General features: G+C 66.9%; 11 protein-coding genes. 4 read left to right on the top strand and 7 right to left on the bottom strand.

Going from position 1 to position 12,440, the window contains the following annotated elements; genetic code table 11:
• Nucleotides 1-59: 59 nt before the first annotated feature.
• Together lipA and lipB are read right to left on the bottom strand one after the other, a co-directional pair.
• Nucleotides 60-1,049 carry a lipoyl synthase gene (lipA, locus tag AAY78_RS04170; RefSeq protein ID WP_046747083.1) on the bottom strand — a complete coding sequence of 330 codons (990 nt, stop codon included), beginning with the start codon at nt 1,047-1,049 and terminating at the stop codon, nt 60-62.
• Nucleotides 1,046-1,699 (bottom strand): lipoyl(octanoyl) transferase LipB, encoded by a 654-nt coding sequence (gene lipB, locus AAY78_RS04165; protein ID WP_046747102.1) that lies wholly within the window; start codon nt 1,697-1,699, stop codon nt 1,046-1,048. Before lipB ends, lipA begins: the two co-directional genes overlap by 4 nt.
• A gap of 97 nt (nt 1,700-1,796) precedes the next feature.
• Between lipB and AAY78_RS04160 the strand changes: the two genes are divergently transcribed.
• Entirely contained in the window at nt 1,797-2,381 is a 585-nt protein-coding gene (locus AAY78_RS04160) for a TetR/AcrR family transcriptional regulator (RefSeq protein ID WP_046747082.1), read from the top strand.
• A gap of 52 nt (nt 2,382-2,433) precedes the next feature.
• Nucleotides 2,434-3,999, top strand: coding sequence for a signal recognition particle protein (gene ffh, locus AAY78_RS04155; protein WP_046747081.1), 1,566 nt, complete (start codon nt 2,434-2,436; stop codon nt 3,997-3,999).
• Between the two features lie 6 nt (nt 4,000-4,005).
• On the opposite strand, the gene AAY78_RS04150 is transcribed toward ffh, so the two are convergent.
• Nucleotides 4,006-4,920, bottom strand: coding sequence for an EamA family transporter (locus tag AAY78_RS04150; RefSeq protein WP_046747080.1), 915 nt, complete (start codon nt 4,918-4,920; stop codon nt 4,006-4,008).
• A 77-nt stretch (nt 4,921-4,997) separates the two neighbouring features.
• Between AAY78_RS04150 and AAY78_RS04145 the strand changes: the two genes are divergently transcribed.
• Nucleotides 4,998-5,921: a LysR family transcriptional regulator gene (locus tag AAY78_RS04145; protein WP_046747079.1), complete on the top strand. Its 924-nt coding sequence runs from the start codon at nt 4,998-5,000 to the stop codon at nt 5,919-5,921.
• 30 nt (nt 5,922-5,951) lie between these two features.
• Here AAY78_RS04145 and glpK read toward each other — a convergent pair whose 3' ends face one another.
• The 3 genes from glpK to AAY78_RS04130 all read right to left on the bottom strand — a co-directional run bounded on the left by glpK (nt 5,952) and on the right by AAY78_RS04130 (nt 10,047).
• Nucleotides 5,952-7,466, bottom strand: a complete 1,515-nt coding sequence (gene glpK / locus AAY78_RS04140; RefSeq protein ID WP_046747078.1) for a glycerol kinase GlpK — start codon at nt 7,464-7,466, stop codon at nt 5,952-5,954.
• Nucleotides 7,467-7,492: 26 nt separating this feature from the next.
• Complete coding sequence (locus AAY78_RS04135) at nt 7,493-8,245, bottom strand: MIP/aquaporin family protein (RefSeq protein WP_028501983.1); 753 nt, start codon at nt 8,243-8,245, stop codon at nt 7,493-7,495.
• Nucleotides 8,246-8,337: 92 nt separating this feature from the next.
• Nucleotides 8,338-10,047 carry a glycerol-3-phosphate dehydrogenase/oxidase gene (locus tag AAY78_RS04130; RefSeq protein WP_046747077.1) on the bottom strand — a complete coding sequence of 570 codons (1,710 nt, stop codon included), beginning with the start codon at nt 10,045-10,047 and terminating at the stop codon, nt 8,338-8,340.
• A gap of 102 nt (nt 10,048-10,149) precedes the next feature.
• On the opposite strand from AAY78_RS04130, the gene AAY78_RS04125 reads away from it, so the two are divergent.
• Nucleotides 10,150-11,121 carry a sugar-binding transcriptional regulator gene (locus AAY78_RS04125; protein WP_021200458.1) on the top strand — a complete coding sequence of 324 codons (972 nt, stop codon included), beginning with the start codon at nt 10,150-10,152 and terminating at the stop codon, nt 11,119-11,121.
• A gap of 32 nt (nt 11,122-11,153) precedes the next feature.
• Here the strand turns inward: AAY78_RS04125 and AAY78_RS04120 are convergent, their stop codons facing one another.
• Nucleotides 11,154-12,305 carry a glutamate--cysteine ligase gene (locus AAY78_RS04120; protein ID WP_046747076.1) on the bottom strand — a complete coding sequence of 384 codons (1,152 nt, stop codon included), beginning with the start codon at nt 12,303-12,305 and terminating at the stop codon, nt 11,154-11,156.
• Between the last annotated feature and the right edge of the window lie 135 nt (nt 12,306-12,440).

Raw genomic sequence — 12,440 nt, 5'->3', positions numbered from 1 at the left:
ACAACGTCCCTGGACATCACAACTAGCCGCACGAGCGGCTACCCCGGGCAGCGACGAGGTCAGACGGCCTGGGCGAATCCGAGATCGGCGCTCGCTGCGATGTGGGAGAGGTGCGCGGGGATCTCGCGGCCCTTGGACGTCATCGACTGCGCCCACAGGCGCCCCGCCCGGTAGGAGGAGCGCACGAGCGGACCGGCGAGGACGCCGAGGAAACCGATGCGCTCGGCTTCCTCCTTGAACTCCACGAACTCCGCGGGCTTCACCCAACGAGAGACCGGGTGGTGCCGCGGTGTCGGGCGGAGATACTGCGTGATCGTGATGATGTCGCAGCCGGCATCGTGCAGATCGTTGAGCGCCTGCACGACCTCCTCCGGCTCCTCGCCCATGCCCAGGATGAGGTTGGACTTCGTGATGAGCCCGGCGTCGCGGGCTTGAGTGAGCACGTTCAGCGAGCGCTCGTAGCGGAAAGCGGGTCGGATGCGCTTGAAGATGCGGGGAACGGTCTCCACGTTGTGCGCGAACACCTCTGGTCGGGCGTCGAAGATCTGGTTGAGGAAAGCCGGATCGGCGTTGTGCTCGTTCGCGAGCAGCTCCACCCCGGTGTTCGGGTTGAGCTCGTGGATCTTCCTGACGGTCTCCGCGTTGAGCCAGGCACCCGTGTCGGGCAGGTCGTCACGGGCCACGCTGGTCACGGTCGCGTATCGGAGGTTCATCCGCTGCACACTCTCGGCGACGCGGCGGGGCTCGTCGGTGTCGTAGTCAGCCGGCTTGCCGGTGTCGATCTGGCAGAAGTCGCAGCGACGCGTGCATTGCGACCCGCCGATGAGGAACGTCGCTTCGCGATCCTCCCAGCACTCGTAGATGTTCGGACAGCCGGCCTCCTGGCACACGGTGTGCAGGTCTTCGCTCTTCACGAGCGAGTGCAACGCCGTGTACTCCGGACCCATCTTCGCCTTGGTCTTGATCCACTCGGGCTTGCGCTCGATCGGTGTCTCGGCGTTGCGGATCTCCAGGCGGAGGAGCTTCCGGCCCTCGGGTGCGGCGGTCATGCGTGGGCTCCTGACAGTTCGGGGGTCGAGTATTCGGCGAGAAACGCACGGGTCACGGCATCGACGAGGTCACGGGGCGAGACGGAGGATCCCGTGACCTCGCTCACGGTCGTGACACCCGCGTCGGTGATGCCGCACGGGATGATGCCGCGGAAACCGGCCAGGGAGTTGTCGCAGTTGACGGCGAAGCCGTGCATCGTGACTCCTTGCTGCACCCGTACCCCGATCGCGGCTACCTTGTCCTCGGAGAGCGGGCGGCGCACCCAGACGCCGCTGCGGCCCTCCACCTGATAGCCGTCGACTCCGAGCGGGCGCAGCACCTCGATGAGCAGACGCTCCAGTCGACGTACGTGGGCGACCACGTCGATGGGCTCGCCGAGGCGGACGATCGGATAGCCGACCAGCTGTCCTGGGCCGTGCCAGGTGATCTTGCCGCCGCGATCGACGTCGATCACCGGCGTGCCGTCCTGCGGACGCTCATGCGGTTCCGTGCGCTTGCCCGCCGTGTACACGGCTTCGTGCTCGAGCAGGATGAGGGTGTCCTGCCGAGTGCCTGCGACCACGTCGGCATGGACTCGGCGCTGAAGCTCCCACCCGTCGAGGTACGGCACCGGCGTAGGAACGAACCCGGGCGTGAGGATTTCGAGCATCACAGAACCGCCTTCGGTGTAAATGGACTGAGAGCAACAATACTCCTTCGGGTCGAGGACGGCGTTCTCGATCCGCGCCGCGCGGTAGCGTGAGTGCATGAGTTCGACGGGGAAAGCCGGGCGCCCGAAGGCATCGTCACGGGAGACGCTCGCCGAGGCTGCGTGCGAGCTCTTCTTGGAACGTGGTTACGCTGCCACTTCGGTGGCGGACATCACGCAGCGCGCCGGGGTGAGCCGTTCGAGTTTCTTCAACTACTTCGCTTCGAAGAGCGACGTGCTGTGGTCAGGAATCGACGAACGGGTCGGTGAGGCTGTCGAGTCTCTCCGGGGCCTGGGCCGGGTCGCGACGGGGGAGTCGGTGCGGGAGATCCTGCTGCGGGTCGTCCACGACTTCGCACCGGATCCGCTTGCGCTCGCCCTTCGCAACGCGGGGGCGATGGGGTTGGAGGACGAGCTCGTGCGCGACACCGGCCTGCGAATGGCACGCTTGTCCGCTGCCGTGTCGCTCGCGGCGTCCTCGGCGGGCGTGGACGTGATCCGGGCCGACATCCTCGGGGCGGCGCACGCGGCTGCGGTGCTCTCGTCGCTGCGCGTGTGGGCAGAGCAGGGCGCGGGGCGCGGAACGCCGGAGACCGTGTTGCGGGAAGCGCTGGCGATGATTCACGACCTGCCCTGGTCCTGAGCCCGCACGGCGCTGAGCGGCGCCGCTTCACTCGCGTAGAATCGTAGGCACCATGGCTACCTTTGGCACGCTCTCCGATCGGCTCACCGACACCTTCCGCAATCTGCGCACGAAGGGAAAGCTCACCGCCGCCGATGTCGACGGCACCGTGCGCGAGATCCGTCGCGCTCTGCTCGACGCCGACGTCGCGCTCGTGGTGGTCAAGGACTTCACGGCGAAGGTGCGCGAGCGTGCCCTCGGCGACGAGGTCAACAAGGCGCTGAACCCGGCGCAGCAGGTGGTGCAGATCGTCAACGAGGAGCTCGTGCAGATCCTCGGCGGCGAACAGCGCCGCCTGCAGTTCGCGAAGACGGGACCGACCGTGATCATGCTCGCGGGACTCCAGGGCTCGGGTAAGACGACCTTCGCCGGCAAGCTGGCCAAGCAGCTCGAGGGCGAGGGGCACACGCCTCTGCTCGTGGCCGCAGACCTCCAGCGTCCGAATGCCGTCAACCAGCTGCAGGTGGTAGCGGAGCAGGCGGGCGCGACCGTGTTCGCTCCGGAGCCCGGCAACGGCGTCGGCGACCCGGTGAAGGTGTCGCGCGACGGTGTCGAGTATGCCCGTCGTCAGCAGCACGACGTCGTCATCATCGACACCGCCGGACGCCTCGGCGTCGATGCCGAGCTCATGAAGCAGGCTGCGGACATCCGCAAGGCCGTGAGCCCCGACGAAGTGCTGTTCGTCATCGACGCGATGATCGGTCAGGATGCGGTGAACACCGCCAAGGCCTTCCAGGAGGGTGTCGATTTCACCGGCGTCGTCCTGTCGAAGCTCGATGGTGACGCCCGTGGTGGCGCTGCGCTCTCGGTGGCCTCCGTGACCGGACGCCCGATCATCTTCGCCTCGACCGGTGAGCGTCTCGAGGACCTCGAACCGTTCCACCCCGACCGCATGGCGAGCCGCATCCTCGACCTCGGCGACATCCTGACCCTCATCGAGCAGGCCCAGCAGGCCTTCGATGAGGAAGAGGCCATGAAGATGGCCGAGAAGCTCGCAACCGAGGCCTTCACTCTCGAGGACTTCCTCGAGCAGCTTCAGCAGATGAAGAAGATGGGCTCCATGAAGAAGATGCTCGGGATGCTCCCGGGCATGGGGCAGATGAAGCAGCAGCTGGACCACTTCGACGAGCGCGAGATCGACCGCACCGAGGCGATCATCCGCTCGATGACTCCGGGCGAGCGACGCAACCCGAAGGTTCTCAACGGCTCGCGTCGGCTGCGTATCGCCCGCGGTTCCGGCATGACCGTCACGGATGTGAACCAGCTCGTGCAGCGCTTCGAGCAGGCCGCGAAGATGATGAAGACCGTCGCTCGTGGGGGTACCCCCAACATCCCCGGCATGGGACCCGTGCCTGGTATGGGACGACCCGGCGCGTCGTCCAAGCGAGGGAAGAAGAGCAAGTCCTCGTCCGGCAAGTCCCGCTCGGGAAACCCTGCGAAGCGTGCAGCGGAGAACGCGGGCATCGCGTCCTCCACGACCACGCCCACCGGATCGGGATTCGGGATCGGCGGCGGTGCTGCCCAGGCTCCGAGCGAGGCCGACCTCGCCGAGATCCAGAAGCTCTTCGGCAAGAACTGAGTGCACTCAGCGCGGCGCCGAGAGCGCTTCGCCGAGTGCCTCCTCGGCACGTCGGTCTGAGCTCGGCTTCGGACGTGTGACGACCTGCCCCAGGGCGAGCGCGCCGAGCGTGAGCACGAATCCGATCGCCTGAGGCGCGGTGAAACGCTCGCCGGCGACCACCAACCCCAGAAGTGTCGCGACGATGGGGGACAGGAGTGCAAGGAGCCCCGGCGCGACGACCGGCAGCTGCTGGACGCCTCGGAACCAGAGCGTGTACGCGATGATTCCCCCGGCGGTGGCGAGCCACAGGTAGCCGAGAGCGGCATTGCCGTCGATCTCCCGAGGCACGCCCTCGACCATCAGAGTGACCGGTAGCAGCAGCATGCCGCCCGCGCTGAGCTGCCAGCCCGCGTAGGACACGGGCCCCACCCCGACGGGGCGACCCCAGCGTTTGGTGAGGATCATGCCCACACCCGTCGCTGTGACACCGCCGAGCGCAGCGAGAACGCCCCAGAGATCGAGTTCGGCGGCCGGGCCGAGCACGACCAGAGCGACGCCTCCCGCGCCCACGAGAGCCGCTGCGGCCGTGATCGGCCGGATGCGCTCGTGCAGGACGAGCGCTCCGAGGGCCAGGACGATGAGTGGCTGCGCTCCGGCGACGGCGGCGGCGACGCCGCCGGGAAGCCGCTCCGCGGCCAGGAACAGCAGAGGGAAGAAGGCGCCGATGTTGAGCGCGCCGAGGGCGAAGGACTTCCACCACCACGACCCTGACGGAAACCGCCGACTGATGGCGACCGCGAGAAGACCCGCAGGGAGTGAGCGGAGCAGACCCGCGAACAGTGGGTGCCCGGCCGGAAGCAGTTCGGTGGTCACGAGGTAGGTGGTGCCCCAGGCGACGGGAGCAAGAGCAGTGGTCAGCACGAGCGTCATGCGGTTCATGCCTTCAGCCTGCGACCATGGAACCGATGAGTCCAACGCATAATTGCACCATCACGCATGAAGAGAGATCATGAATCGTGGAACTCCAACAACTGCGGTACGTCGTGGAAGTCGCCGACACCCTGAGCTTCACCCGCGCCGCCGAGCGATGCTTCGTGACGCAGTCCGCGCTGAGCCATCAGGTCGCCTCACTCGAACGCGAACTCGGCCGGCGCTTGTTCGTTCGCTCCAGTCGCCAGGTGCGCCTGAGCGAGGCGGGCGAGGCATTCCTCGGTCATGCGCGCGCTGCCCTCCGAGCTGCTGAAAGAGCCAGAGAGGATGCGGCCGCGGTAGACGGTGTCGTCGAGGGGACGCTTCGGGTCGGTGTCATCCCTACGGTGACCGCCGTCGACGTGCCGGCCGTGCTCGTCGCCTACCGTGCGGCGTACCCGGACGTGCGGGTGGAACTGCAGGTCGGGAACAGTGATGTCCTGATGCGCCGGCTCCGGCACGATGAGCTCGATGTCGCCCTGCTGGGCCTGCGCGAAGGCGTTGAACCTCTGGGAGTGGCGTCCCGTGTTCTCTCTCGTGAGCGGCTCGTCGCCGTCTTCCCTCGAGGGCACGAGCTCGCGCACAGGAGCGACATCGCACTGGAGGACCTCGCGGGGATGACGTTCGCGGACTTCCCCGTCGCGACTTCGGGACGAGCCCAGAGTGACGCGGCTTTCCACGCGGCCGATCTCACGCGCGATGTGGCTTTCGAAGCCGACTCCGCGACCCTCATCCTCGGCTTGGTGGAGGCGGGATTGGCGGTGACCTTGCTGGCGCCGGGAACCGTCCAGCGCTCCGCGTTCGACGTGTCCATCTCGACAGTGCGCGGTGGCCCGGTGCGGGTCGAGTATCTCGCCTGGGATACGGCGGCACCGAGGAACGTCGCTCGCGCGTTCCTCGGTGTCATGGAAGCCGTCACGTCGAGCTGGGAGAGTTCGGACAGCGCATGGAGAAGCGGGTCCGGAGCATGAGCTCCGAACCCGCTTCGCCTTCGTGTCAGATCACTTCACGTCGTCGTCGACCCAGTCCATCGACTTCGTGACGGCCTTGCGCCACAGCCGCAGCTGACGGTCGCGCTCTGCTTCGTCCATCGACGGCTCCCAGCGCTTGTCCTCCTGCCAGTTGGCGGAGAGGTCGTCGAGCCCGTTCCAGAATCCGACTGCGAGGCCTGCCGCATAAGCGGCACCGAGGGCCGTGGTCTCCGCGACGACCGGACGCACCACCGGCACGCCGAGGACATCCGCCTGGAACTGCATGAGCGCGTCATTCGCGACCATGCCGCCGTCGACCTTGAGCTCGGTGAGGTCCACACCGGCGTCCGCATTCACGGCGTCGAGCACGTCGCGCGTCTGGAAGGCGACGGCCTCGAGCGCTGCGCGAGCGATGTGGTTCTTGTTCGCGTAACGGGTGAGCCCGACGATCGCGCCTCGGGCGTCAGGACGCCAGTACGGTGCGAACAGGCCGGAGAAGGCGGGCACGATGTACACGCCGCCGTTGTCCTCGACCTTGTCGGCCAGCTCTTCCACCTCAGGGGCAGAGGAGATGATGCCGAGCTGGTCGCGCAGCCACTGGATCAGGGATCCGGTGACGGCGATGGAGCCCTCCAGCGCATAGTGCGTCGCCTGGTCGCCGAGCTTGTAGCCGACGGTCGTGAGCAGCCCGTTCTTCGAGTGGACGATCTCCTCGCCCGTGTTGAAGATGAGGAAGCAGCCCGTGCCGTAGGTGTTCTTGCTCTCGCCCTTCTGGAAGGCGGCCTGCCCGAACGTCGCGGCCTGCTGGTCGCCCAGGATGCCGGCGATCGGGGTCTCGCGAAGCAGCGAAGAGTCCTCCGCCGCACCGTAGACCTCGGAAGAGGAGCGGATCTCGGGCATCATCGAGCGCGGCACGCCGAACGCCTCGAGGATGTCGTCGCGCCACTCGAGCGTCTCGAGATCCATGAACATCGTGCGCGACGCGTTCGTCACGTCCGTGACGTGCACACCGCCGTCGACGCCGCCGGTCAGGTTCCAGAGGACCCAGCTGTCGGTCGTTCCGAAGATCAGGTCGCCGGCCTCCGCCTTCTCGCGAGCGCCGTCGACATTCTCGAGGATCCAGGCGATCTTGGTTCCCGAGAAGTAGGTCGCCAGGGGGAGTCCGACGACGGGCTTGAACCGCTCCACGCCGCCGTCTGCCGCGAGACGATCGACGATCGCCTGCGTGCGGGTGTCCTGCCACACGATCGCGTTGTAGGCGGGCTTGCCGGTGGTCTTGTCCCAGACCACCGCGGTCTCGCGCTGGTTGGTGATGCCGACGGCCGCGATGTCGTGGCGCGTCAGGTCGGCGCGGCTCAGGGCGAGTCCGATGACCTCCTGGACGTTGCGCCAGATCTCCGAGGCGTCGTGCTCGACCCAGCCGGCCTTCGGCAGGATCTGCTCGTGCTCCTTCTGGCCCGTCGCGATGATGCTGCCCTTCTTGTCGAAGATGATCGCGCGGCTCGAAGTCGTTCCCTGGTCGATGGCGAGGATGTAGTCAGCCATGTTGTTCTCCTTTGAATTCAGGTCGTTCAGGCGAGGTGCAGCAGGACGGGCGCTGCGGCGGCGGCGATCGCGCCACCGATCAGCGGACCGACCACCGGGACCCAGGAGTAGGACCAGTCGCTGGAACCCTTGCCCTTGATCGGGAGGATCGCGTGTGCGATACGCGGACCGAGGTCGCGGGCAGGGTTGATCGCGTAACCGGTCGGGCCACCGAGCGAGGCACCGATAGCGACGACGAGCAGAGCGACGGGGAGGGCCGTGAGCGGTCCGAGGCCTCCGGGGGTTCCCACCTCGATGTCGCCGTAGTCCGCGAACGCGAGGATCACGAAGACCAGAACGAAGGTGCCGATGATCTCGGTGACCAGGTTCCATCCGTAGGAGCGGATCGCGGGGCCGGTGGAGAAGACGCCCAGCTTGTTGGCGGCCTCCGGCTCCTCGTCGAAGTGCTGCTTGTAGGCGAGCCACACGACGATCGCACCGATGATCGCACCGACGAGCTCCGCCGCGGTGGCGACGAGGAACATCGGGAAGTCGATCGTGCCGGAGATCAGCAGTCCGATGCCGACGGCCGGGTTGAGGATGGCACCGGAGTACGCGGAGACGAGCACACCGGCGAAGACCGCCAGACCCCATCCCCAGTTGACCATCAGGAAGCCGCCGCCGAAGCCCTTGTTCTTCGCGAGCGCGACGTTGGCGACGACACCACATCCGAGCAGGACCAGCATCGCTGTTCCTACCAGTTCGGAGAGAAAGTAGAGACCGAGATTCACATCAGCCATGTCTTCTTTGACCTTTCTTGTGTGTCGGGGCCCCTCTGCCCCGACACTTTATGGGAGTTGCACCGCGAGGAGGGCGGCAGTCCGAGACCCCGTCAGCCGCGGGCGCGGGACGGGATATCGAGTCCGTGACGTTCGTTCAACAGTTCGCGGGTCTGCTCGACCTCGGCATCGTGGCGCGCTCGGTCCCAGCCGAGCATCGGCGCGAGGGCATCGGCGATCTCGTCAAGAACCTCGGCGGTCGCCCCGCCGGTGAACGCGATGCTCGTGCGACGCAGGATGACATCCTCCAGGCGGGTCACCAGCTCGTTCTGCACCATCCACTCGAGTTCACGCGTGGAGAGGTCACCGCCGGCGAGTGGCGCGTCCGCACCCTGCTCGACGAACTCCCAGACCTGTGCCGCGCGGGTACCGTATCGGGCCAGCAGCTGATCGGCACGTGCGCCGGCGCCGGGAAGGTTCTCCTGGAACCAGATGCGCTTGGCCTTCTCGGTGCGGGGGAACTCGCGCCCACCGCCGATCGCGCGCCCTGCCGTCGAGACCGTCCTGGTGCGATCGATCAGGCCGAGCACCGTGTCGGAGAGGGACTCGCCGAGTGCGCGGAACGTGGTCCACTTGCCGCCGACGAGGCTCACAAGCGGCACGGCGCCCTTCTGGTCGACCTCGACGCGGTAGTCGCGGGAGACGAACCCGGGGGCCGTGTCCTCGTGACGAGGCAGGGGACGGATTCCCGAGAACTTGTAGACGATCTGCTCGCGCGACACCGGAATGGTGGGGAACACGTGGTGGATGAGATCGAAGAAGTAGTCGACCTCCTCCTCGGTGCACACGGCCACTTCGCGTGGATCGGCATCGATGTCAGTGGTGCCGACGAGAACGCGTCCCTTGAGGGGGTAGATGAGGACGATGCGACCGTCGGAGTGCTCGAAGAAGATCTCGCGTCCGCGGGTCGCCTCGAGCAGTTCGGGGTGGTCGAGCACGATGTGCGAGCCCTTGGTTCCTCCCATGAACCTCGTCTCGGTGCCGAGGGCATCGTTCGTGAGGTCGGTCCAGGGACCCGATGCGTTCACGACGACATCGGCCTGCACGGAGAACTCCGTGCAGCTCTCACGGTCGCGGAGCACGACCTTGTCGCCGTCACGAGAGACGGCTTCGACGTAGTTCAGCGCGTGCGCGCTCGGGTGGGCGGATCGTCCGTCCTGGAGCACGTCCAGAGCCAGGCGCTCGGGGTCGTGCATCGAGGCGTCGTAGTAGGTCGCGGTGTACTTGATCTTGGGGTCGAGAGAAGGCAGCTCGGCGAGCGACTTCTTGCGGCCGAGGAAACGGTGTCGCGGAACGGTGCCACCATCGCGCGAGAAGGTGTCGTAGATCGTCAGCCCGATCTTGATGAGGAAGGCTCCGCGCTCCTGCGGCTTGCCGCTCTTGTGCGTGAGGAAGCGCAACGGCGCGGAGAGGATGCCCGAGAAGGTCGAGTAGATCGGGATGGTCGTCTCGAGCGGCTTCACGTAGTGAGGGGCGATCTTCAGAAGACCGTTGCGCTCCTCCACGGATTCGCGGACGAGTCGGAACTCGCCGTTCTCGAGGTAGCGGATGCCGCCGTGGATCATGTGGCTCGACGCGGAGGAGGCGCCGGAGGCGAAGTCCCCTCGTTCGACGAGCACGACGTCGACTCCCTGCAGCGCCAGGTCGCGGAACGTGGAGATTCCGTTGATCCCGCCGCCGATGACGAGGACGCTCGTGCGCCCGGATTCGCGGACAGCGCGAATCTCCGCGCGCTCCGCCGACGAGTGTGTCGAATCGATCATCGTCGACCCTCTCTTCCTTGCTTGCCACCAGCATCGACCTGTGTGACATCCCGCGCAAGCCCACTGCACATATGTGCAAGGATCGAAGCTGAGGAGGACGTCATGGCCGGTGCAAGCGCGGAATCTCGCGACAGCAAGCTGATCGCGGCGCTCACAGCGGCGCAGCTCTACTACATGCAGGACAAGACCATGGAGGTCATCGCGAAGGAACTCGGCACGTCGAGATCATCGGTCTCACGTCTGCTGAGCTTCGCGCGGGAGAGCGGACTGGTCGACATCAGGATCAACTCGCCGCTCGAGCGTCTCGGGATGCTCGAACACCGGATCCGGGATCGGCATCGAGTGGCCGCGCACGTCGTGCCGATGCCGGAGATCCTCAGCGAGGTCGAGCGCCTTGAGCGCGTGGCTCTGACGGCAGGGCGTCTGCTGTCGCAATTCGTCGATTCGAACATGGTCATCGGCGTCGCGTGGGGGTCGACGATCAGCGCTGTGAGTCGTGGACTCACCCAGAAGGAGACCCACAACACGACCTTCGTGCAGCTCAACGGCGCAGGCAACACCCAGACCACGGGCGTCGAGTACTCCAGCGACATCCTGCAGCGATTCGGCAGTGCGTTCGGCGCGCAGGTCCAGCAGTTCCCGGTGCCCGCGTTCTTCGACGATCCTGCGACGCGCGAGGCGATGTGGCGTGAACGCAGCACGCGACGTGTGCTCGATCTGCAGGCGAAGATGGATGTCGCCGTGTTCAGCCTCGGTTCGCCCGCTGCCGAGGTGCCGAGCCGTGTCTATGTGGGCGGGTACCTCGGTCGTGATGACTATCGCAGCCTCCGCGAGGACCATGCGATCGGCGATGTCGCCACCGTCTTCTTCCGCTCCGACGGGTCGTGGCGGGACATCCGGGTGAACGCGCGCGCCACGGGCCCCGGCCTGGATCGACTCCGTCGGGTTCCACGCCGCGTGTGCGTCGTATCCGGCATCCCGAAGCTGGTGAGCCTCCGCGCCGCCCTGGCGGCCGGACTCATCACCGATGTGGTCCTGGACGAGGGACTCGCGAGGCGCCTCGTCGAGGACTGAACAGCGGCGTCCGCCGTCAGGCGTGCCGGGAGCTACGGCTCTTCGGTCGACGACTCGGGTCCGGAACGGAACTCCCTGATCAGATGATGCACGACCGCTGCGAGGTCGCCGTCCGCGGCGTCGGCGACGGCGAGCTGACGCGCGTAGCTGGCACCGCCGTCCAGGATCGTGGCGATGCCGCCGAACTCCCGGCCGCATCCGAGTTCGACAGCGGTCGGTGCCAGTGATTCGAGAGCTTCGGACAGATGCTCGCGAACGGGGCGCTGTGTGCCTGTCGCATCCACGATCACACGGGCGTCGAGCCCGTAGCGTGCCGCCCTCCACTTGTTCTCGCGGTGGAACCAGGCGGGAAGCTCGGGGAGGGTCCTCCCTTCGTCGAGCTGACGTGAGAAGTCCTCGACCAGGACCTGCACGAGCGCGGCGACCGAGGCGAGCTCGGGCAACGTCGACAGCCCGTCGCAGGCGCGCACCTCGATGGTCCCCCAGCGCGGAGCGGGACGGATGTCCCAACGCACCTCCGTGGCATCGGCCATCACCCCGGTGCGCACCATGTCGTCGAGATACGATTCGTATTGCGCCCAGTCGTGCAGGGGCCAGGGGAGCCCGGCGGTGGGAAGCTGCTGGAACACGAGCGCGCGGTTCGATGCGTAGCCGGTCCGCTCTCCCGCCCAGTAGGGACTCGACGCGGCGAGCGACTGCAGATGAGGGAGGTAGCCCGCGAGGGCGTTGATGATGGGGAAGACCTTGCGCTGATCCTCGACGCCGATGTGCACGTGGATGCCCCAGATCATCATGTTGCGCCCCCACCACTGGGTGCGCTCGATCAGCGTGTGGTAGCGCGACTTGTCGGTCACCTGCTGGTCGTACCACTGTGCGAACGGGTGACTTCCCGCCGACAGCAGCTCGATGCCAGCGGGATCCGTCGCCGCGCGGACCGCCGCGATGGCGTTCCCGATGTCGTCGACCGCGTGCGCGACGGAGTCGCCGATGCCGCTCGTCACCTCGATCGTGTTGGTGAGCAGCTCGCCCGTGACGGTGTGTCGCTCGTCCGCACTCTCGGCTTCGAGCGCGGCGAGCAGTTCGGGTGCGCGCCCGACGAGGTCACCGCTCACCGGATCGGCGAGCATGATCTCCCATTCGAGACCGACGGTGGACCGGGCCGAAGAGGCGAACTCGAGTTTCACCCGCACAGTCTGGCACGCAGCAGGCGCGACACGGCAACGGGGGTTTCGCCACGTTTCGCGCCCGGCCCTCGGATCTGGCAGAATAGAGGGTCGGACGACCTGCTCGACCCTCTATCCAGCAGGAGTCCACACTCA

It is taken from the genome of Microbacterium sp. Ag1, assembly GCF_001005635.1.
Taxonomy (GTDB): domain Bacteria; phylum Actinomycetota; class Actinomycetes; order Actinomycetales; family Microbacteriaceae; genus Microbacterium; species Microbacterium oxydans.
The sequence above is the reverse complement of the archived record's forward strand: the minus strand, read 5'-3'. Positions and strand labels throughout refer to the sequence as shown.

What these genes read in the sequence shown, in the direction of transcription:
- lipA (WP_046747083.1), bottom strand. Translation starts at nt 1,049, where the DNA reads ATGACCGCCGCACCCGAGGGCCGGAAGCTCCTCCGCCTGGAGATCCGC.
- lipB (WP_046747102.1), bottom strand. Translation starts at nt 1,699, where the DNA reads ATGCTCGAAATCCTCACGCCCGGGTTCGTTCCTACGCCGGTGCCGTAC.
- AAY78_RS04160 (WP_046747082.1), top strand. Translation starts at nt 1,797, where the DNA reads ATGAGTTCGACGGGGAAAGCCGGGCGCCCGAAGGCATCGTCACGGGAG.
- ffh (WP_046747081.1), top strand. Translation starts at nt 2,434, where the DNA reads ATGGCTACCTTTGGCACGCTCTCCGATCGGCTCACCGACACCTTCCGC.
- AAY78_RS04150 (WP_046747080.1), bottom strand. Translation starts at nt 4,920, where the DNA reads ATGAACCGCATGACGCTCGTGCTGACCACTGCTCTTGCTCCCGTCGCC.
- glpK (WP_046747078.1), bottom strand. Translation starts at nt 7,466, where the DNA reads ATGGCTGACTACATCCTCGCCATCGACCAGGGAACGACTTCGAGCCGC.
- AAY78_RS04135 (WP_028501983.1), bottom strand. Translation starts at nt 8,245, where the DNA reads ATGGCTGATGTGAATCTCGGTCTCTACTTTCTCTCCGAACTGGTAGGA.
- AAY78_RS04130 (WP_046747077.1), bottom strand. Translation starts at nt 10,047, where the DNA reads ATGATCGATTCGACACACTCGTCGGCGGAGCGCGCGGAGATTCGCGCT.
- AAY78_RS04125 (WP_021200458.1), top strand. Translation starts at nt 10,150, where the DNA reads ATGGCCGGTGCAAGCGCGGAATCTCGCGACAGCAAGCTGATCGCGGCG.